We start from the raw sequence: 18,263 nt of genomic DNA, 5'->3' as shown, positions 1-18,263 counted from the left end.
CGAGAATTATTCGGCGCGGAAGACGAAGCGCGAATAGCCGAAGAAGCTGAACACCATCGAGGCGATGCTGGCGATCACCATCGCTGCCAGCGGCTGAAGTGCCGGCAGCGACAGCAGAAGCGTGGAATAAAGCCCATAATTGACGAGCGCTGCCGTCACCCCGATCGAGCCGTACCGGAAGCCTTCGGCGGCGAGCGTCCGGCCGGAGCGATCGAAAGTGTAGCGCCGGTTGAAAACCCAGGTCACTGCCATTGCGCAAGCGATCGCCACCAGCCGTGCCAGAAACGGCCCAAGCGACGTCAGATGCAGCAGCGCCGACAGCATGCCGGCATCGACGAGGAAGCCGATTCCGCCGGCGATGGTAAAGCGGATGAGCTTTCTCACGCCGCATCCGCCTTGCCGGGACGCGTGCGCGATACCGGCGCTGTCTGGCTGAGCGGTGCCTTGACCGCACTTGGCGTCTCCAGGTTCATATAATGGATGCGAAGCTGTTCGGCGCGGGCACGGGCTACCGAATCCAGGATGACGCCGGCGGTAAACAGCATGAAGGAGATCATCATCAGCGCCATCGACAGCACCCAGGTCGGCATGCGGCTGACGAGGCCCGTCTGGAAATATTCCGCCAGCACCGGCGCCATGAAGCCGAGGCTCGCCAGCATGAAGCTGGCGCTGATCGTGCTGAAGAAGGCGAAGGGCCGCGTCTCCTTCATCAGCATCGCGAACATCCAGAGGATCCTGCCGCCGTCGCGGAAGGTCGAAAGCTTGGAATGCGAGCCTTCCGGCCGGCGGCCGTAATCGAGTTCCAGCTCGCTGACCGGCAGTTTCAGCCGCGAGGCGTGCACGGACATTTCGGTTTCGATCTCGAAGCCGCCCGATACCGCCGGGAAGCTCTTGACGAAGCGGCGCGAGAAAGCGCGGTAGCCGGAAAAGATGTCGGTGAAGTCGGGGCCGAAGATCGTCCGGTAGAGCAGGTTGAAAAGCCGGTTGCCGAGCGCGTGGCCCTGACGGCCGGCATCGGCATGAACGCCGCGTCGGGTTCCCACCACCATGTCGGCCCGCTCGGTCAGCAGTGTGCGCACCAACTCTTCGGCATCCTCAGGCGCGTAAGTGCCGTCGCCGTCGGCGATGATGTAGATGTCGGCGTCGATGTCGGCGAACATGCGGCGCACGACGTGGCCCTTGCCTTGCCGCCGCTCGCGCACGACATGCGCGCCGGCAAGCATCGCCTGCAGCGCAGTGCCGTCGGTGGAATTATTGTCGTAGACGTGGATCGCCGCATCCGGCAGCGTCGCGCGGAAACCCCGCACCACAGGGCCGATTGTCGCTGCCTCGTTATAGCAGGGAAGCAGGACGGCAATATTCGGATTATCGGTACGCGATCGGGCCATGACTCTACTCGTTACACTGAAAGCCGCACGCAGCCTAAATCACCCGCCGTTAATAAGACCCTATGACGCAGGCAAAATCGGTAGCCGCCGCAAGCGGCTTTACACTTTCTTGATCGGCGACGGCTAAGCTTCGGCCATCTCGAAACGAAGCGCTAACCACGATGAACGCCGTGCAGCCGATCGCCAATGCCGCATCCGTGACCACTGCCCAAAGGGGCGGACTGGGCAGGTTGATGATGCGCCTGTGGCCAACCGTCATCGCCTATAGCGTCGTTCTCGCCACCATCCTCCTCGTCGCCAAGCTTTTTACCGCCACCGATTATGTCGGTCCCGACAATGACGACGGAATGCGTCTCATCGAGGTTCGCGATTTTCTCGCCGGACAGGGATGGTTCGATCTGATGCAATATCGCCTCGGCCTCGGTGGCGGCACGCTGATGCATTGGTCGCGGCTGATCGATCTGCCGATCGCTTCGCTGATCTGGTTCTTCGGCCTGTTTGCGCCCCGCGAGACGGCCGAGGCGCTGGCGCTTGCCGTCTGGCCGGTTTCGCTCGTCCTGCCCGCCATGCTCGCCATGGCCGTTGCCGGCCGGCGTATCGGCGGTATTGCCGGCATGCATATCTGTCTCGGCATGACCGGTCTTGCGATCTACACCGGCAACCGTTTCGCGCCTGGAGCCATCGATCATCACAATGCGCAGCTGGCGCTGGTTGCGACGATGGTGGCGATGCTGCTGGATCCTGAGCGGCACGGCTGGAGTTATGCGGTTGCCGGTATCGCGGCGGCCATCGCCATTGCCATCGGCGCCGAGACGACGCCTTTCGTCGCCGCGGTCTGTCTGACCATCGCTGTGCTCTGGGCCTGGGAAGGGGAGAAATTCGCCGCCGCCGCTAAGGCCTTCGGCCTGGCGCTGGCGATTGCGATCAGCATCCTCTTTGTCGCAACGGTGCCGCCCCGGCTCTATTCGACGGTCACCTGCGACAATCTCTCGCTCGGTTATTACAGCTTGGCGGCGATCGGCGGCGGGCTGCTGCTGTTTTCGGCGGTTTTTGCGAGCCGCCTGCGCCGGCCATTGCGCTTTGCAGCGCTTGGCCTCGTCGGCGCCGGCGTTCTCGGTTCGGCGATGGTGATTGCGCCGCAATGCCTGAGCGACCCGCTCGCCGGTCTCGATCCGATGCTGGTCGAGCTCTGGCTGAGGAATGTGTCGGAAGCGCAGTCGGCCTTCGCTCTCGCTCGCACCGATCCCTTCGCGATCGGTGGTTTCTATGCGGCCGGTCTGTTCGGCATCACGGTCTGCATCTTCCGCATCGTTCGGCGCGACCGCATGCAGATCCATCTGGTTCTGCTCTTCCTGCTCGCCACCAGCTTTGCGATCGCGCTGGTCCAGGTGCGCGGCAGCACTTTCTCGAACCTGCTCTCCATTCTGCCGCTTGCCTTGCTGATCATCGATATCAGGCGGATCTCCAACAGCGACAGCGAGAACGTTGCCGCCGCCTTCGTCTATATCGTCACGGTGCTGGCCAGCGTTCCGGCCGCCTGGGCACTCGGCGGCGGACTTGCCTCGCTGCAGTTGGAGAATGGCGCGCAGAAGCTGGCGACAGAAAAGCTGCTTTCCTGCACATCGAAAGCGGCGCTGGCGCCGCTCGCCGGGCTTCCGGCCGGCCTGGTCTCCGCACCCTCGGAAATGGGCGTGCCGATCCTCCGTTTCACGCAGAACCGGGTTCTTTCCGCGCCCTATCACCGCAATCAGGGCGGCATGCTGACGGAACTGCATATCGGTCTGGCGGAGCCGCAGGAGGCGGAAGCCTTCCTGAAGGGGGCTGATGTGACGGTGCTTGGCTTCTGCCCCGCCGACCTGCAGACCCGGGAGATCGCCAAGCTGAAACCGGATGGGCTCTACGCGGAACTCGGCAAAGGCAATATTCCGCCCTATCTGGAGCCGCTTCCGAAGGCGGCTGAGGTGGGCGTTCAGTTCTTTCGCTATCGGCCGGCGGTGAACTGACGCCGGCAGTTTTCGGCTAGCCTTTAGTGGGAAACGCGCGTCGCGGGGCGAAGCCGCGTTTTGGCAAAGAGCCCGAGAACGAAGAGCATGAGGCCGCCATTATAGCCGAGAACGGCATAGACGAAGGCCAGGATGGAGACCGGCCCGGGCGAGGTGATCGCCGCCACCGCGAAGGTTATTCCGATCAGCGCGGCAACCAACGCGATCGCGGCGGCCGAGCGCGTTTGCCCGGCGGTGATGCCCAATGCTGCTGCTGTGAGAATAATCATTTCAGCACCTTCCCAGTGATAACGAGGGGAAGCATAGGAAGCGCCAGCTAACAAAGATTTACCGGCACTCCCCGCCGAAAAGCCTTTGTATTGCGGTGGTTAGCAATCCCTTTCATCTATAACGCGCATTCTAACGATGCGTTCCGCAACCAAACGGATTTACCCGATTTCGCTGTTCACCCGCCAGGCTGCCGCGACCACATGTGCCCGCCGCCGCCGACTTCGACAGCCGGGAAAACAGGCTCGCTGCGCCGATACCGACCTTCCCGTTTGCCGCCGATCGACATAAAAAGAAGGGATGAGCAACCTCTTCGACAGCGATTCGCCGACCAACCTTGCCGAATATTCGGTTTCGGAGCTTTCCGGCTCGATCAAGCGCACCGTCGAAACGGCCTTCGACCAGGTTCGTGTGCGCGGCGAAATATCAGGCTATCGCGGGCCGCATTCTTCGGGTCATGCCTATTTCGCGCTGAAGGACGATCGCGCCCGCATCGACGCGGTCATCTGGAAAGGCACCTTCTCGCGGCTGAAGTTCCGTCCGGAAGAGGGTATGGAGGTGATCGCCACCGGCAAGGTCACCACCTTTCCCGGCTCCTCGAAATATCAGATCGTCATCGAGACGCTGGAGCCGGCCGGCGCCGGCGCCCTGATGGCGCTGATCGAGGAGCGCAAGCGCAGGCTCGGCGCCGAAGGCCTGTTCGATGCCGCCCGCAAGAAGCGGCTGCCCTTCATGCCCAGGGTGATCGGCGTCGTCACCTCGCCGACAGGTGCCGTGATCCGCGATATTCTTCACCGGATCTCCGATCGTTTCCCCGTGCATGTCCTCGTCTGGCCGGTGAAGGTTCAGGGCGAGGGATCCGGCGAGGAGGTGGCGAACGCCATTCGCGGCTTCAACGCGCTGGAGCCGAAAGGCGCCATCCCCCGCCCGGACGTGTTGATCGTCGCGCGCGGCGGCGGCAGCCTTGAGGATCTCTGGAGTTTCAACGACGAGATCGTCGTGCGTGCGGCCGCCGAAAGCCGGATACCCCTGATCTCGGCGGTCGGCCATGAAACCGACTGGACGCTGATCGACTATGCCGCCGATGTCCGTGCCCCGACGCCGACAGGAGCTGCCGAGATGGCTGTGCCGGTCAAGGCGGAGCTCGAGGCGCAAACCGCTGCCCTTGCCGCGCGGCTGCAGGGCTGCATGAACCGGCAGATGGACCAGCGCCGCCAGTCGGTGCGCGCTCTGATGCGGGCGTTGCCGTCGCTCGACCAGCTTCTTGCCTTGCCGCGCCGGCGTTTCGATGAGGCGGCGGCCGGCCTTGGCCGCGGACTGGAACTCAACACCATCAACAAGCGCCGCGGCTTCGAGCGCGTCGCCGCGCATCTGCGCCCCGATGTGCTGGCCAACCGCATCGCCGAGCGGCGGCAGACTCTGAACGAGCGGATGGTGCGGGCCGAGCGCATGGTCGAGCGGCTGATCGACCGCTCGAAATCCCGCGTCGGCCGCGCCGAGGCGGTCTTCGCCTCGCTCCCAGCCCGCCTGCAGGCGCAGACCGGCCGCGCCCGCGACCACCTCGCCAATCTCATCCGGCACGCCGACACCGCGACATCCCATCGACTGATCCGGGCAAAAGCAGCACTTGCGGCGCAGGATCGCGTGCTGCAGTCGCTCTCCTACAAGAATGTGCTGAAGCGCGGCTACGCGGTGATCCGCGACGATGAGAATAGGCCGGTGTCGCAGGCTTCAGCTCTTTCGACAGGTGCCGCAGTCTCTATCGAATTTTCCGACGGCCGCATCGGCGCGGTGACCACGGAAGACGGCGCACCGCCTGCCTCGCTGAGGAAGCGGCCTGCCAGGGAAACCGGCGATCCGTCGAAGCAGGGAAGTCTGTTTTAGAGCGGGTCCTAGCGGCCGACGCGCTGGTTGCGGCCATGGGTCCTCGGGTCAAGCCCGAGGACGACGGAGGGTGAGGGTGCCTATGCGGCAAGGAATGCAAGCGCAGCGGTGATTTTGTTGAAATTGGCGTGTTTTATTTTGCGCGATTCCGACGCAGAACTGCTGGCCCATTTTACTGAAATTCCTTCGGACGTCCCTATCTTGCCGCTCGGGTCCCCCACCCTCCGTCCTGCTCGGGCTTGACCCGAGCATCCATGCCGCAAGCACTCCGCCACATAGTGGAAACTACTCGAAATCCGAAAGAAACTTCCTGAGCAACCGGTCGAGTTCCGCCTTATCGGCAGCGCTCAGGTTCCCCGTCAGCCGGTGCTGATTGGCGACATGCGCATCGACGGCCGCTTCCACCGTCGCCAGCCCCTTATCTGTCAGCGCGATCAACACGCTGCGCCTGTCATCCGGGTTGACGATGCGCTCGACGAAGCCTGATTTCTCCAACTGGTCGATGCGGTTGGTCATCGTACCGGAGCTGACCATGGTCATCTCCAGGAGTTCGCCCGGCGAGAGCCGGTGCGGCGCGCCGGAGCGGCGAAGCGTGGCCAGCACGTCGAAGGCGGAGGTGGAAAGCCCGTGCTTCATGAGCACCGCCTCCACTTCGCGGCCGAGATGGGTGCCGAGGCGCTTCAGGCGTCCGAGGATGCCCATCGGTTCGACGTCGAGATCCGGACGTTCCTGGCGCCATTGCGCCAGGATCCTGTCGACGTGATCCGGCTTGCTGTCTTTGCTCATCATCCATCGATAACATCCATTATCTTGACGTCAAGATAAAACCGGGTAAAATGGATTTATCTTGAAATAGAGATTCTTGAAATGAAGATAAATAGCCGTTGCACCGCCGATCTTGCGGCGACCGCGCTTGCGCCCGCCATCTGGGGCAGCACCTACATCGTCACCACCGCATTTCTCCCGGCCGGATATCCGCTGACGGTGGCGATGCTGCGCGCCTTGCCGGCCGGGCTGCTGCTTCTGCTGCTGGTGAGAAAATTGCCCTATGGCATCTGGTGAAGAAGGGCCTTCATTCTCGGCACGCTGAACTTCGCGTTCTTCTGGGCGATGCTCTTCGTCTCGGCCTACCGGCTGCCGGGCGGCGTTGCCGCAACGGTCGGCGCGGTGCAGCCGCTGATCGTCATCGCGCTGTCGCGGCTTTTCCTCGGCAAGCCGATCCGGCCGCTTGCCGTCTTGGCGGGTCTTGCCGGCATGGCCGGCGTGGGATTGCTGGTATTGACGCCGAAGGCGGGGCTCGATCCTGCGGGCGTTGCCGCCGGTCTTGCCGGCGCCGTCTCGATGGCCTTCGGCACGGTGCTGACGCGGCGCTGGGCGCCGCCGGTGTCAAACCTCACCTTCACCGCCTGGCAATTGACGGCAGGCGGCATCCTGCTGGTGCCTTTTGCGCTTTTCCTCGAACCGGCGCTGCCGGAACCGACCGTCGCAAATATCGCCGGCATTGCCTATCTCGGCCTGATCGGCGCGGCCTTCACCTATCTTCTGTGGTTTCGCGGCCTGTCGCGCATCGAGCCCTCGGCGGTCGCCTCGCTCGGCTTTCTGAGCCCCGTCGTCGCCACGCTGCTCGGCTGGCTGGCGCTCGGCCAGAGCCTGGCGCCGGCGCAGATCGCCGGCTTCGCCATGGTCCTTGCCAGCGTCTGGCTCAGTCAGCGCGCGACGATGCCGGTCAGGCCCATTCGCCCTGCCGCATCACCGGAACCCGCAAACCATCCGGCTTGACGCCGTCGATATCGACCTTATCCGAGCCGATCATCCAGTCGATATGGATCAGGCTGGAATTGCCGCCCTGCGCCTTGATCTCCTCCTGGCTCAGTGTCGCGCCGTTCAGGAAGCACTTGGAATAGCACTGGCCGAGCGCGATGTGGCACGAGGCGTTTTCGTCGAACAGCGTGTTGTAGAACAGGATGCCGCTCGCCGAGATCGGCGAGGAATGCGGCACGAGCGCCACTTCGCCGAGCCGGCGCGCACCTTCGTCGGTATCGAGCACCTTGTTCAGGACCTCTTCGCCGCGCGATGCCTTCGCCTCGACGATGCGCCCTGCCTCGAAGCGCACCTGGATATTGTCGATCAGCGTGCCCTGGTGCGACAGCGGCTTGGTGCTGGAAACATGGCCTTCGACGCGCAGCGCATGCGGCGTGGTGAAGACTTCCTCGGTCGGGATGTTCGGATTGCAGGTAATGCCGTTCTTGGCGGTGGAAGCGCCGCCATGCCATTCATGCCCGTCGGCAAGTCCGACCGTCAGGTCGGTGCCCGGTCCCTGGAAATGCAGCGAAGCGAAGCGCTCGCCGTTCAGCCAGGCGGAGCGCTTGGCCAGATTGGCATTGTGTTCGGCCCAGGCGGCGACGGGATCGCTGACATCGACGCGCGAGGCGGCAAAGATCGCCTTGGCGAGCTTGGCGATGGCGATCGGTTCAGGATCGCCGGGGAAGACCACCTTGGCCCAGGACGGATTGGGATAGGAGACGATGTTCCAGTTGATGTCGAAATTCGAGATCTTTTCCAGCGCCGGCTTGTAGGCGGTCGATGTGGCGCGATTGGCGCGGCCGACCTTGCCGGCATCCTGCTCGGACAGCAGCAGCGGATTGTCGCCGGCGATCGCAAGGCGCGCCGCCCCGTTGTCATAGGCCTTGGCCATGCCCTCATAGAGCCAGTCGGAGGCGCGGTCGAAGCTCTCGTCGCTGCCGTGCTGATAGCGCGCCAGCGTCGTTTCCTCGTCGGAATAGAAGGCGGTGACGAGGCCGGCGCCCGCCTGATAGGCGTGCTTGGTGATCAGCCGAACGAGCGGCAGCGCCACCACAGGTGCGGTGACGACCAGATCCTGACCTTTGCGCAGCTGCAGCCCGACCTTGACGGCGACCTCAGCAAGCTTCTCCAGCTTGACGGGATCAATGGTGTTCTGGCTCTGGGGCATGAAAGTCATGTTCAACCTGCCTTCTGTCATCGACGCTAGAGCAATTCCAGGAAAAGTGCGAAGCGGTTTTCCGTCCGGAATTGCGTAGATCCAAAAGATTGGAGCGGTTCTGCGCTTCCGTGAAAAGCTGAACCGGTCCAAGAGGCTGGCAGACTTAGACCCGTTTGCGGCGAAAATGAAGTGTCGTGTCGCCGAATTGCCGGCGGCCGGATGGATGTCCGGCCGCCAGTTGCGCTTCAGGCGGCGGCAGGCAGCCTGAGCAGGATCGAGTTATGCTTCTCCAAAAATTCCGTCAGCCGCTGCGGGTAATCCTCGCCGACGGCGGCCTTCACGCTTGCGCGCTCGGACAGCGCCTTGCGCCAGCGCTTCATCCGCTTGAGCCCTTCGAAGATGCCCCTGTCGCCAAGCGTATCGAAGAGATCGAAATAGCGGAAGACCGGCGCGAAGACGGCATCGACCAGGCCGAAGCTGCTGCCGGCAAAATAAGGCCCGTCGCCCAGCACCCCTTCGAGCGTCGTGAACTTTGCAATGAGCGCCTTGCGCTTGGCCTCCAGCTGCAGTTCATCCTGTGCCGTTTCATAACCCCAGAGATCGGACAGCAAGGACGAACCGAATTCCATCCAGCCGCGATTGAAGGCACGCGTCAGCGCGTCTTTGGGATGCAGCGCGACGCCTGGCTGCGTTTCCTCCAGATATTCGCAGATGACGCTGCTTTCGAACAGGACGGCCCCGCTGCCATCCTCCTCCTCGATCCTGAGCAGCGGCACCTTGCCGAGCGGCGAAATTTTCAGGAACCAGTTCGGCTTGTCGGCAAGATCGATGTTGATGCGCTCGAAAGGCACACACTTCTCGAGAAGCGCGATCGCGGCGCGCTGCACATAGGGGCAGAGATGATGGCTGATGAGGGTAAGCCTGCTCATGGAAATCTCCTGATCACAATCTATGCAAATGCATCTAATAGCGCTTGCGACGGAATTCAAGATAGATGTAATTGCATTTATGCCTGAGAAAATGCCGAAACCGAGCGAAGCCTCCACCCTTGCCTGGACGAGCATCATGCGCGTCCGCGAGCGCCTGCTCGGCGCGATCGAATCCGAGCTGAAGGCGGCCGGCATGCCGCCGCTTGCCTGGTATGACGTGCTGTGGGAACTGGCGCGCGCCGGGGAAGGCAGGCTGCGCCCCTATGAGATCGAAGAGCGGACTTTGCTTGCGCAGTATAATCTTTCCCGCCTGATCGACCGGCTGGAAAGGGAGGGCCTCGTCCGGCGCGAGGTCTTCGCCGAGGATGGGCGCGGCCGCTGGGTTGTGATCACCGAGGCCGGCCGGCAGCTCCGCGAGCGCATGTGGACCGTTTATGGCGGCGCGATCGAGACCCATATTGGCTGCAAGCTTGCCGAAAACGAGGCGAAGACGCTTGCCGGCCTGCTCGACCGTTTTCTCTAAGATCAGGCGACCAACGGTGCAGCGATCGCCTTCAAGGCCTTCAGCGCCTCCTTCGGGTCGAGCCGCACCTGCAGCCCGCGCTGCCCGCCATTGATATAGACGAGCGGTTCGGCAAGGGCGGCTTCCTCGATTGCCGTCGGCACGGTCTTCTTCTGGCCGAAGGGACTGATGCCGCCGACATGATAGCCCGTCAGTCGCTCGGCATCGGCCGGCTTCATCATATTGGCCGACTTGCCGCCAAAGGCACTGGCGAGCTTCTTCATGCTGACCTCGCGATCCGACGGCACGACGACGCAGACCGGCTTGCCGTCCACCTCGGCCATCAGCGTCTTCAGCACCCGATGCGGCTCTTCGCCCAAGGCCTCGGCCGCCTGCAGCCCGACGCGCTCGGCGCCGGGATCGTAATCATAGGTATGGACGGTGAAGGCGACGCCTGCCTGGGAAAGAAGCTGTGTCGCGCGCGTGGTCTTGGACATTGGCCGCCGATCATCCCGCGAACGTGCCGGCGTAAACCTCCGGCTTGAAGCCGACCAGCAGCTTGCCCTTCGCCGCCAGCACCGGACGCTTGATCATCGACGGCTGATCGAGCATCAGCGCGATCGCCTTTTCCCGGCTCAGATTCTCGCGCTCGGAATCGGGCAGTTTGCGAAACGTGGTGCCGGCGCGGTTGAGGACGGTATCGAGGCCGGCCTGATCGATCCAGGATTCGAGATGGGCGCGGTCGATGCCTGATGCCTTGTAATCGTGAAATTCATAGGCGACGCCGTGAGCTTCCAGCCAACTGCGGGCCTTCTTCATCGTGTCGCAATTTTTGATGCCGTAGATGGTGACGGTCATGCCGATCGATCTCCTGTGATGCGACGGGATAACATGCGTGACGGGCGGCGCAAACGCCATGCGGCATATATCCCCGCCGCTCAATTCTCCAGTGCGCCGGCCTTGCGAGCGGCGTTGCTGGGACCGCCGCAGGCGATCTTCATCAGGTCGCCGCGCCGCCGCACCAGCCGGTCGGATGTCCGGGTCAGGATCAGCCCGTCCTGCGGCGCATGCAGGTCGATGCTGCCATCAGGCTGCCCCGGCCGGGTGACGATCGTCGCCAGAAGCTCGCCCTCAGCAACCCTGTCGCCGATCTTGCGATGGAAAAGCACGGCCCCACCTTCGGGCGCCCTGAGGATTTCGACATTGTCGAGCGGCACGGCGGGACCGGAAAATTCCGTCGGCGTCGTCCCGCCGCTGACGATCCCTCGCGCCGCAAGGAAACGCCAGAGCCCGTCGGCATCCTGCTTCGCCAGCAGCGGATCGACGTCGCGCTTGCCGCGCAGCTCGACGGTGACGGAAAGCCTGCCCGGCAGCCGGGACCGGCGCTCGCCGGGAACCTCGTATTTCCAGGCAAAACCGACGGCCTCCTCGAAGGCCGAACTTTCGCCATCGGAAAGCAGCACGGCCTGCATGTCGAGCGCGCCGGCAAGATCGGCCGCTTCAGGCCAGAAGGCCTCGTCGATATAGGCATATTGCAGCGATTCGTCGTCGCAATGCAGATCGAGCACGAGATCGGCGCGGAGCGCCATATGCAGGAGCTGTCGTTTCAACCTGTCGGTAGCCGGGTAATCGTCGAGGTCTTCGATCAGCGTCACCCGGTCGGCAAGGGAGATCAGCGGGAAATCCCGGTTGAAATTGGTGCGGGAGTTAAGGTCGAAACGGCCCTGCAAATCACCGAAATGCGACTGCGCCGCCCCGATCGGATTGGCCTGCGGCACGATGGTGATGTCGCCGGCGATCCCGCCTTCGCTTTCCGCCTGCCGCAGCCTCTCGCAGAGGAAATGCAGGAGCGCCGTTCCCGGCAGCTCGCCGGCATGCAGTGCCGCCTGAATATAGATCTTCGGCGCCTTCGCATTGCGGCCGGCGAAACGCAGCACCGGCAACCGCCACTCCGTCCCCGGCGTATCGCCTGGGATGATGATCTCTGAAACGTCCATGCTGTCTTCGCTCCGCATTGCCATCCAAACGGCTCTTCCAGCTTTATCCGCGGATATCCGGCAAGCGCAAGTCTGACCGGGCACGGTGCCTCAGGCGAGCAGCGGCCAGCGATCGATGATGTGGTGTTCGGTTTTTCCGAGAAGGCTGTGGATCAGCAGAATTCCCGCGCCGTCCACGAAACAGGTTGGTCGAGCCGGGTTGGCGGCACCGCCTTGCGGTCATAGAGCAGCGTCATATGCGGCGTGAAATTGCGATCGATATTGGTGACGCAATCCGGTATTTTGCATGCCGACGCCCAACTGGACATGCAGGCGCATGAGCGGCATCGGCCCGCCTTTGCTGCAGAGCACCAGCGGCCGCGCCTTGTCTTCCCGCCTGAAGCTCATGATCCTGTCGAAGGTGACCGCGATCGGCGCGCCCTCGACCGTGGCGCCGGCCTGCCGGGCCACAAAGATCACGTCCTCCGGCAACACGTCATAGTCGCCGATGCCGATAACGCTCACATGCAGCGTCGTCAGTCGCGGCGTTGCGGAAAGGCAGAAGGTTTTGCCCTGTGGCCGCCGTTCCGGTTTTCGTCCGCCCGCCCGCGCCGATTTTGACCATGGTCGAAATCGAAGGAAATCTGGTCCATGCCTGTCAGGTCGTCATGACCGCCTCGCGCTCCAAAATGGGTGAAAGATACGCCGGCAAGGGAGAATATCAAGAACAAAAAAAGAACGAGATGCGCAAGAATCGGGTTGAAACAGCGGCCGTCCCGTACGATTTTGGTGGTAATCGAAAACGCGGAGGCTGCGTCATGGCCCAGACGATCCATCACTATCTCATCTTCGAAACCGCGGGCGGTTTCTGCGGCATTGCCTGGAGCGACGCCGGCATCACCCGTTTTCAGCTGCCGACGAAGTCAGCGGAAGCGACCGAGCGGCTGTTGCTGCGCCGCCTGCCTGAGGCCGAACCCGGCGCGCCGACGCCTGCGGTGCTCGAAACGGTCGCCGCCGTGAAGCGCTATTTCCAGGGCGAGGAAACGGATTTTTCCGGCGTCGAACTCGATCTTGCCGGGCAGGATGCCTTCTTCAGGGATATTTACGCGGCGGCACGGCGTGTCGGCTGGGGCCGCACGACCACCTACGGCGCGCTGGCGAAGGAGCTTGGCGCCGGGCCGGAAGCCGCCCGCGACGTCGGCCAGGCGATGGCGAAGAACCCTGTCGCGCTGATCATTCCCTGCCACCGGGTGCTGGCGGCTGGCGGCAAGATCGGCGGCTTCTCCGCTCCCGGCGGTTCGTCGTCGAAGACCCGCATGCTGGAGCTCGAAGGCGTCAACCTCGCCCCGCCGCCGCCCGCCCAGCAATCGCTGGGGTTTTAGGCGTGACGGCAACTCAATGCGGGCTGGCCGTTGGCCGGATGATGATCTCGCTGACATCGACGTCATCGGGCTGGCTGACGGCATAGAGGATCGAATTGGCGATCGCCTCTGGGCTGATCGTCACCGCCCTGAAAGCTCTCATGGCGTCTCGCGCCGTCGGATCGGTGATCGTGTCGGCCAGTTCCGATGTCGTCGTGCCGGGAGAAATGACGGTCACGCGGATGCAATCGGTCTCCTGCCGCAGCCCGTCCGAAATCGCCCGCACCGCAAATTTCGTCGCGCAATAGACGGCGGCCGTTGGCGAGACGCTGTGGCCGCCGATCGAAGCCAGGTTGATGATCTGCCCGGATCCCTGCGCCTTCATGATCGGTAGGGCTGCGGCGATGCCATAGAGCACGCCCTTGATGTTGACATCGACCATCCGGTCCCACTCGTCGACCCTGAGGGCCGCAAGCGGCGAAAGCGGCATGACGCCGGCATTGTTGACCATGACGTCCAACCGGCCGAATTCGGATCTCGCAAAACCTGCAAAGGCATCAACCTCGGAACGGTCGGTGACGTCAAGTTTTCTCAGGCGCACGCTGCCGCCCCTGGATTCGATTTCGCCGGCGAGCGCCCGCAGCCGCTCGCTGCGGCGTGCGCCGATCACGATATGGGCGCCCGCGGCAGCCAGCACCCTTGCCGCGGCCTCTCCGATGCCGCTGCTGGCGCCGGTGATGGCAATGACTTTTCCTTCGATACCAGACATTTCAAGCTCCTTTTCAGGCTGAGGTTTCCTCGGGTGTGCGATCAACTGGGGAAATCGACGCTCAGCGTCGTCTCCGCCCAGGCGTCGAAATTTGCCCGCAGCGCGTCGAGCCGCTCGCGGGCGATCTTCAGGGCGGGTGCGCCGAGGAGCAGCCGCAGCGGCGGCTCCTCCGCCTCGAATGCCGATATGATCGCGGCTGCGGCACGCGCCGGATCGCCCGGCTGTTTGCCGGAGACCGAACGGGTGGCCTGGCGCCGCTTGCCCGATGTCTCGGCATACTCGTCGATAACAGTCCTGGATTCGACCATCGATCGGCCGGCCCAGTCCGTGCGGAAGGCGCCGGGCTCGAGGATCGTCACATCGATGCCGAGTGGCTTGACCTCATGGGACAGCGATTCCGACAGGGCTTCGACCGCGAATTTGGTGGCGTGGTAATAGCCGGTGGCAGCGAAGGCGACGAGCCCGCCGAGCGAGGAGACGTTGAAGATGTGCCCCCGCCGGCGTGCCCGCATTCCCGGCAGGACCTGCCTGGTCACATCTATCAAGCCAAAGACGTTGGTCTCGAACTGGGCGCGGATCTCAGCATTCTCGCCCTCTTCGATCGCCGCGAGGTAGCCGTAGCCGGCATTGTTGACGAGCACGTCGATCGACCCGAAATGCGCCTCGGCATCATGAACCGCGCGGGCGACGGAGCGGCTGTCCGTCACATCGAGTGCGAGAGCAAGTGCGCGGTTTCCGTGTTCTGCCGTGAGATCGCTCAATGCCTCGGGTGTGCGCGCGGTTATGGCGGCGCGCCAGCCACGGGCGAGAACCGCTTCGGCAAGCGCCCGGCCGAGACCGGACGAAGCGCCTGTTATGAACCAGATGGGTGTGGTGGAAGACATGGTCGTCATCCTTTCCGGCCGGAAACGGCCCTTATCCCGAGTGACGGGTTATTTGCGGCGAAGCACCATGCCGCCATGATGGAGAGTATCGCCGTCGACAAAATCGCCGTCGGCGGTGAAGCCGGTGTCGTCCCAGTATTCGATGTGGCTTCCGGTGACTTCGTAGCGGCCTCGATAGGCGCTCTCCCGGTTGCCGCGGGCCTCGTCGTAACGGCCGTTGGCCAGAAGTTCGTGGCGCACACGGCCGTTATCCGTGACCCACATGCCGACATAGGGATGGTGCTGCATCGTGTTCTCGCTTGTTTGTTGATGCTTCGCGCGTTGACGGGATTGAACATAATGCGGCCGGTGACGATGATTAAGTTGCCAATCGGAGATGCCTTGGTTAGAAATTCTAACCAATGGTCGATGATCTCGAAGGCATTTCGGTCTTTCTTGCAGTGGCGGAAGCGCGCAATTTCCGGCTGGCCGGCGAGCGGCTCGGCGTCACCCGCTCCGCCGTCAGCCAGGCTTTGCAGCGCCTGGAGGATCGCCTTGGCGTCGCGCTTGTTCAACGCACGACGCGCAGCGTCAGCCTCACCGAAGCCGGCGAAGTCTTCTTCGAGGCGGTTCGCCCATCGGTGCGGCAGGTTAGCGACGCGATGCAGACGGTGCGGGACATGCAGGCGCGCCCGAGCGGCTTGCTCAGGATCACCGTTTCCTCGATCGCCGAGAGTTTTCTGTCAGGCACCTTGCTGGCCGGCTTCCTGCAGGCCTGCCCCGATATCAAACTCGATATCACCGTCACCGACGACGAATTCGATATCGTCGAGGCGGGCTTCGACGCCGGGGTCCGGCTGGGGGAAGTCATCGAGCGGGATATGATCGCCATCTCCGTCTCCGCGCCGCAGCGGCAATGCGCCGCCGCATCCCCCGCCTACCTCGAGCGCTGCGGCCATCCCCGCCATCCAAGCGAACTCCAGGACCATGCCTGCATCGGCTGGCGGCCGCGCCCGGATACCGCGCCCTATCGCTGGGAATTCACCGAGAATGATCGCGACTTCGACGTCTCCGTCGATCCCGCGGTGACGACCAACGACATGGGCATGATGATCCGCATGGCCTGCGCCGGCGCCGGCATCACCTTCGGCATGGTCGAAACCTTTCAGCCCTATGTCGAGCGCGGCGAACTCATGCCGCTGCTCGAAGATTTCTGCCCGCCCTTTCCGGGCTTCTATCTCTATTATCCCAGACGCCAGCGGCAGCCGCTGAAGCTGCGAGCGCTGGTGGACCATATCCGCGCCCCCGGCAGGCGGTAGATAGGGCCCGTCGCCGCGGCGGAAGACTGTCGGCTGCGGAAGTCCCTCTGCCGTCAGGCAAACCATTGCTGCAGAAGAACTATCCAGATTCGAATCCCGATGCCAGAGGCAGCCGCGGAGGCTGTGCGCATCGGTCGCTTATGCCGGACGGCCCGACAATCGCTAGAATGGGAGCTGTGCCCCGGCCCAAGGTTGCCGCTCGCACTCGGTTTTGGTATCCCCCAGAGGGAGACGGTAGCGCTCTGCCCCATTCCGTTGCCGGAGACCATATGCTGGAAGACGTCTTTTCCGTTCCGACCAGGGCCTTGATCCGCCAGGGCGGTCGGGCCTGTTTTTATCGCCTCGTCAATACGAGCCCCTTGCTGATCCAGGTGCAGTCGGGAACGAAGATCGTTATGGCGGATGATAAGGCTTTGCGCCTCGAGGCCGGCGCCTATGGCCTGCTGCCCGACTATCGGCCGTTGACGATGGAGAACATCCCCAAGGCGCCGCAGAAGTACCAGACCCTGGCGCTTCCTGTTCCGAGACAGCTTTTCGAGGACGCTTATCTCAGTATGGGATCGATCGCCGTTCCATCGCGGCCTGTCCCGGCAAGTGCCCCGAACCTGCCGGAGGAAGCGGCGGCATTGTTTGACTATTGCTGTCAGCCCGGCAATCTGACGAGGCTTCCCGCCGCCATTGCCAAGGCTCGGTTGATGGAACTGATCACCTGGTTTGCGCTCAGTGGAGCGGTGCTGGGCCAATGCCAAAGTCCTCGGCTCGAGGATCGGCTGAGGCAGATGATTGAAAGTGATACGGCCTTCGATTGGACATTGGGGCAGGCGGCGCGCGCGTTCAACATGAGCGAAGCGACGCTCAGGCGTAAGCTGGCCGCCGAGAAGACAGGTTTCAGCGAGATTTTGAGCGATACAAGGATGAATCGCGCCCTGGCCCTCATTCAAACGACAACCCTGCCGATGGCGCAGGTGGCGCTCGAAGTCGGCTACGACTCGCCGTCGCAATTCTCGGCGCGGTTCAAGGAGCGGTTCGGCGTCAATCCGCGCCACGTGCGCAGCGGACCGGAGCACTTTGAGCGGATCGGGGCAGAAGTTGAGCGGAGCGGGGCAGATATGCTCCCGGGCTGACGCTAGTTTTCCTGCATCACCAACCGCAGGAAAACAGCATGCGTCTCATAACAGCAGTCCTTCTCGCCGCCTCCGTCTTCGGCGCCACGGCCGCACAGGCCGAAATGAAGCTCACCTCTAGGGATTTGACTTCAGGCAAATCCATGGCCGATGCGCAGGTCTTCAACGGCTTCGGCTGCACGGGCAAGAATATCTCGCCGGAATTGGTCTGGTCGGGTGCGCCTGATGGAACCAAGAGCTTCGCCGTCATGGCTTACGATCCGGACGCTCCGACCGGCTCGGGCTGGTGGCATTGGTCCGTCTTCAACATTCCCGCCGATGCCTCGAAGATCGCTACCGGCGCCAGCGGTGAGAAGAAGCTTCCGACAGGCGCCGTGGAAGGCCGGACGGATTTCGGCGTATCCGGATATGGCGGCGCATGCCCGCCGACCGGCGATGCGCCGCACCATTACCAGTTCACCGTCTACGCGCTCTCGGTCGACAAGCTGCCGCTTCCCGATACCGCGCCGGGCGCCATGGTCGGCTACTATGTCAGGGCAAATACGCTCGACAAGGCCTCCGTCGAAGTCACTTACGGCCGCTGAAACCGGCCGGCCGGCGGGTCAGGCCGGCCGATAGATATTCGCCACCGCGCCGGAGAATAACGACAGGCCTTTGCCCAGCGCCACGGGGATCACAAGCAGAGCAAACTGATCGACCAGTCCCTGGCCGATCAGACTGCGGGCAAAGCTCACGCCGCCGTGAGCGATGATCGCGATGCAAAGCGCTTCTTTGCCGCTTCACTAAACGGCATGAACAGCGCGACAAGCGTTCCGTCCGGATCGCGGAACTGCACCGACCGATTGCCCCACGGCATCAGTTTAGGTGTTTAGTCCCGGCATTTGATGGTGCAATATCTTCCTTGGCATGGAGGGAA

At 63.2% G+C, this 18,263-nt stretch carries 21 protein-coding genes and 3 pseudogenes; 8 read left to right on the top strand and 16 right to left on the bottom strand.

The genetic code is table 11. The features are described from left to right. Nucleotides 1-6: 6 nt before the first annotated feature. Both AF337_RS34725 and AF337_RS34720 read right to left on the bottom strand, forming a co-directional pair. The gene (locus AF337_RS34725; RefSeq protein WP_049735643.1) at nt 7-384 is read right to left on the bottom strand and encodes a GtrA family protein; all 378 of its coding nucleotides are present in this window, start codon (nt 382-384) and stop codon (nt 7-9) included. After that, complete coding sequence (locus AF337_RS34720) at nt 381-1,388, bottom strand: glycosyltransferase (protein WP_049735642.1); 1,008 nt, start codon at nt 1,386-1,388, stop codon at nt 381-383. Before AF337_RS34720 ends, AF337_RS34725 begins: the two co-directional genes overlap by 4 nt. Before the next feature lie 161 nt (nt 1,389-1,549). Between AF337_RS34720 and AF337_RS34715 the strand changes: the two genes are divergently transcribed. Continuing rightward, nucleotides 1,550-3,391, top strand: a complete 1,842-nt coding sequence (locus AF337_RS34715; protein WP_049735641.1) for a hypothetical protein — start codon at nt 1,550-1,552, stop codon at nt 3,389-3,391. A 23-nt stretch (nt 3,392-3,414) separates the two neighbouring features. Here AF337_RS34715 and AF337_RS34710 read toward each other — a convergent pair whose 3' ends face one another. Then, the gene (locus AF337_RS34710; RefSeq protein ID WP_049735640.1) at nt 3,415-3,660 is read right to left on the bottom strand and encodes a hypothetical protein; all 246 of its coding nucleotides are present in this window, start codon (nt 3,658-3,660) and stop codon (nt 3,415-3,417) included. 298 nt (nt 3,661-3,958) lie between these two features. Between AF337_RS34710 and xseA the strand changes: the two genes are divergently transcribed. After that, entirely contained in the window at nt 3,959-5,542 is a 1,584-nt protein-coding gene (gene xseA / locus AF337_RS34705) for an exodeoxyribonuclease VII large subunit (RefSeq protein ID WP_049735639.1), read from the top strand. Between the two features lie 285 nt (nt 5,543-5,827). Here xseA and AF337_RS34700 read toward each other — a convergent pair whose 3' ends face one another. Beyond that, nucleotides 5,828-6,328: a MarR family winged helix-turn-helix transcriptional regulator gene (locus AF337_RS34700; protein WP_049735680.1), complete on the bottom strand. Its 501-nt coding sequence runs from the start codon at nt 6,326-6,328 to the stop codon at nt 5,828-5,830. A gap of 81 nt (nt 6,329-6,409) precedes the next feature. Here AF337_RS34700 and AF337_RS34695 point away from each other — a divergent pair. Beyond that, nucleotides 6,410-7,321: pseudogene (locus AF337_RS34695) on the top strand (EamA family transporter). Here the strand turns inward: AF337_RS34695 and AF337_RS34690 are convergent. Beyond that, nucleotides 7,269-8,522 carry an aminopeptidase gene (locus AF337_RS34690; RefSeq protein WP_049735638.1) on the bottom strand — a complete coding sequence of 418 codons (1,254 nt, stop codon included), beginning with the start codon at nt 8,520-8,522 and terminating at the stop codon, nt 7,269-7,271. The pseudogene AF337_RS34695 and the gene AF337_RS34690 sit on opposite strands and share 53 nt — an antisense overlap. A 227-nt stretch (nt 8,523-8,749) precedes the next feature. Next, nucleotides 8,750-9,433 (bottom strand): glutathione S-transferase family protein, encoded by a 684-nt coding sequence (locus AF337_RS34685; RefSeq protein WP_049735637.1) that lies wholly within the window; start codon nt 9,431-9,433, stop codon nt 8,750-8,752. Nucleotides 9,434-9,512: 79 nt separating this feature from the next. Between AF337_RS34685 and AF337_RS34680 the strand changes: the two genes are divergently transcribed. Beyond that, nucleotides 9,513-9,956 carry a MarR family winged helix-turn-helix transcriptional regulator gene (locus AF337_RS34680; protein WP_049735679.1) on the top strand — a complete coding sequence of 148 codons (444 nt, stop codon included), beginning with the start codon at nt 9,513-9,515 and terminating at the stop codon, nt 9,954-9,956. A 2-nt stretch (nt 9,957-9,958) separates the two neighbouring features. Here the strand turns inward: AF337_RS34680 and ybaK are convergent, their stop codons facing one another. The 5 genes from ybaK to AF337_RS46605 form a co-directional block, all read right to left on the bottom strand. Then, nucleotides 9,959-10,432, bottom strand: a complete 474-nt coding sequence (gene ybaK, locus AF337_RS34675; RefSeq protein WP_049735636.1) for a Cys-tRNA(Pro) deacylase — start codon at nt 10,430-10,432, stop codon at nt 9,959-9,961. A 10-nt stretch (nt 10,433-10,442) separates the two neighbouring features. Beyond that, entirely contained in the window at nt 10,443-10,793 is a 351-nt protein-coding gene (locus AF337_RS34670) for an ArsC family reductase (RefSeq protein WP_049735678.1), read from the bottom strand. Nucleotides 10,794-10,873: 80 nt separating this feature from the next. After that, entirely contained in the window at nt 10,874-11,932 is a 1,059-nt protein-coding gene (locus AF337_RS34665) for a succinylglutamate desuccinylase/aspartoacylase family protein (protein WP_049735677.1), read from the bottom strand. Between the two features lie 219 nt (nt 11,933-12,151). Beyond that, on the bottom strand, nt 12,152-12,436 hold the full coding sequence (locus AF337_RS46610; protein ID WP_244471374.1) for a hypothetical protein: 285 nt from the start codon (nt 12,434-12,436) through the stop codon (nt 12,152-12,154). Nucleotides 12,437-12,447: 11 nt separating this feature from the next. Further along, the gene (locus tag AF337_RS46605) at nt 12,448-12,747 is read right to left on the bottom strand and encodes a hypothetical protein (protein WP_244471373.1); all 300 of its coding nucleotides are present in this window, start codon (nt 12,745-12,747) and stop codon (nt 12,448-12,450) included. On the opposite strand from AF337_RS46605, the gene AF337_RS34655 reads away from it, so the two are divergent. Then, nucleotides 12,730-13,293, top strand: coding sequence for a methylated-DNA--[protein]-cysteine S-methyltransferase (locus tag AF337_RS34655; protein ID WP_049735635.1), 564 nt, complete (start codon nt 12,730-12,732; stop codon nt 13,291-13,293). The genes AF337_RS46605 and AF337_RS34655 overlap by 18 nt on opposite strands. Before the next feature lie 13 nt (nt 13,294-13,306). Here the strand turns inward: AF337_RS34655 and AF337_RS34650 are convergent, their stop codons facing one another. From AF337_RS34650 to AF337_RS34640, 3 genes and pseudogenes are all read right to left on the bottom strand, one after another. Next, nucleotides 13,307-14,041 carry an SDR family oxidoreductase gene (locus AF337_RS34650; RefSeq protein ID WP_049735634.1) on the bottom strand — a complete coding sequence of 245 codons (735 nt, stop codon included), beginning with the start codon at nt 14,039-14,041 and terminating at the stop codon, nt 13,307-13,309. Nucleotides 14,042-14,082: 41 nt separating this feature from the next. Further along, on the bottom strand, nt 14,083-14,934 hold the full coding sequence (locus tag AF337_RS34645) for an oxidoreductase (protein ID WP_193393693.1): 852 nt from the start codon (nt 14,932-14,934) through the stop codon (nt 14,083-14,085). A gap of 39 nt (nt 14,935-14,973) precedes the next feature. After that, nucleotides 14,974-15,240: pseudogene (locus AF337_RS34640) on the bottom strand (Atu4866 domain-containing protein); the annotation flags it as partial. Between the two features lie 86 nt (nt 15,241-15,326). Between AF337_RS34640 and AF337_RS34635 the strand changes: the two are divergent. From AF337_RS34635 to AF337_RS34625, 3 genes are all read left to right on the top strand, one after another. Then, a complete protein-coding gene (locus tag AF337_RS34635) occupies nt 15,327-16,223 on the top strand; it encodes a LysR family transcriptional regulator (RefSeq protein WP_049735632.1) in 897 nt (298 codons plus the stop codon). Nucleotides 16,224-16,492: 269 nt separating this feature from the next. Then, nucleotides 16,493-17,347 (top strand): helix-turn-helix domain-containing protein, encoded by an 855-nt coding sequence (locus AF337_RS34630; RefSeq protein ID WP_049735631.1) that lies wholly within the window; start codon nt 16,493-16,495, stop codon nt 17,345-17,347. Between the two features lie 38 nt (nt 17,348-17,385). Beyond that, nucleotides 17,386-17,931, top strand: a complete 546-nt coding sequence (locus tag AF337_RS34625) for a YbhB/YbcL family Raf kinase inhibitor-like protein (protein WP_049735630.1) — start codon at nt 17,386-17,388, stop codon at nt 17,929-17,931. Between the two features lie 18 nt (nt 17,932-17,949). Here the strand turns inward: AF337_RS34625 and AF337_RS41340 are convergent, their stop codons facing one another. Both AF337_RS41340 and AF337_RS45905 read right to left on the bottom strand, forming a co-directional pair. Further along, complete coding sequence (locus AF337_RS41340) at nt 17,950-18,081, bottom strand: hypothetical protein (RefSeq protein ID WP_244471372.1); 132 nt, start codon at nt 18,079-18,081, stop codon at nt 17,950-17,952. After that, nucleotides 18,078-18,212: pseudogene (locus tag AF337_RS45905) on the bottom strand (VOC family protein); the annotation flags it as partial. The pseudogene AF337_RS45905 and the gene AF337_RS41340, both read right to left, overlap by 4 nt. Between the last annotated feature and the right edge of the window lie 51 nt (nt 18,213-18,263).

The organism is Rhizobium ecuadorense (assembly GCF_001187535.1).
In the GTDB taxonomy this organism is placed as follows: Bacteria; Pseudomonadota; Alphaproteobacteria; order Rhizobiales; family Rhizobiaceae; genus Rhizobium; species Rhizobium ecuadorense.
The sequence above is the reverse complement of the archived record's forward strand: the minus strand, read 5'-3'. Positions and strand labels throughout refer to the sequence as shown.

What these genes read in the sequence shown, in the direction of transcription:
- AF337_RS34690 (WP_049735638.1), bottom strand. Translation starts at nt 8,522, where the DNA reads ATGACTTTCATGCCCCAGAGCCAGAACACCATTGATCCCGTCAAGCTG.
- AF337_RS34680 (WP_049735679.1), top strand. Translation starts at nt 9,513, where the DNA reads ATGCCTGAGAAAATGCCGAAACCGAGCGAAGCCTCCACCCTTGCCTGG.
- AF337_RS34645 (WP_193393693.1), bottom strand. Translation starts at nt 14,934, where the DNA reads ATGACGACCATGTCTTCCACCACACCCATCTGGTTCATAACAGGCGCT.
- AF337_RS34670 (WP_049735678.1), bottom strand. Translation starts at nt 10,793, where the DNA reads ATGACCGTCACCATCTACGGCATCAAAAATTGCGACACGATGAAGAAG.
- AF337_RS34655 (WP_049735635.1), top strand. Translation starts at nt 12,730, where the DNA reads ATGGCCCAGACGATCCATCACTATCTCATCTTCGAAACCGCGGGCGGT.
- ybaK (WP_049735636.1), bottom strand. Translation starts at nt 10,432, where the DNA reads ATGTCCAAGACCACGCGCGCGACACAGCTTCTTTCCCAGGCAGGCGTC.
- AF337_RS34635 (WP_049735632.1), top strand. Translation starts at nt 15,327, where the DNA reads ATGGTCGATGATCTCGAAGGCATTTCGGTCTTTCTTGCAGTGGCGGAA.
- AF337_RS34630 (WP_049735631.1), top strand. Translation starts at nt 16,493, where the DNA reads ATGCTGGAAGACGTCTTTTCCGTTCCGACCAGGGCCTTGATCCGCCAG.
- AF337_RS34715 (WP_049735641.1), top strand. Translation starts at nt 1,550, where the DNA reads ATGAACGCCGTGCAGCCGATCGCCAATGCCGCATCCGTGACCACTGCC.
- xseA (WP_049735639.1), top strand. Translation starts at nt 3,959, where the DNA reads ATGAGCAACCTCTTCGACAGCGATTCGCCGACCAACCTTGCCGAATAT.
- AF337_RS34665 (WP_049735677.1), bottom strand. Translation starts at nt 11,932, where the DNA reads ATGGACGTTTCAGAGATCATCATCCCAGGCGATACGCCGGGGACGGAG.
- AF337_RS34720 (WP_049735642.1), bottom strand. Translation starts at nt 1,388, where the DNA reads ATGGCCCGATCGCGTACCGATAATCCGAATATTGCCGTCCTGCTTCCC.
- AF337_RS34700 (WP_049735680.1), bottom strand. Translation starts at nt 6,328, where the DNA reads ATGAGCAAAGACAGCAAGCCGGATCACGTCGACAGGATCCTGGCGCAA.
- AF337_RS34625 (WP_049735630.1), top strand. Translation starts at nt 17,386, where the DNA reads ATGCGTCTCATAACAGCAGTCCTTCTCGCCGCCTCCGTCTTCGGCGCC.
- AF337_RS46605 (WP_244471373.1), bottom strand. Translation starts at nt 12,747, where the DNA reads ATGGATCGTCTGGGCCATGACGCAGCCTCCGCGTTTTCGATTACCACC.
- AF337_RS34650 (WP_049735634.1), bottom strand. Translation starts at nt 14,041, where the DNA reads ATGTCTGGTATCGAAGGAAAAGTCATTGCCATCACCGGCGCCAGCAGC.
- AF337_RS34710 (WP_049735640.1), bottom strand. Translation starts at nt 3,660, where the DNA reads ATGATTATTCTCACAGCAGCAGCATTGGGCATCACCGCCGGGCAAACG.
- AF337_RS34685 (WP_049735637.1), bottom strand. Translation starts at nt 9,433, where the DNA reads ATGAGCAGGCTTACCCTCATCAGCCATCATCTCTGCCCCTATGTGCAG.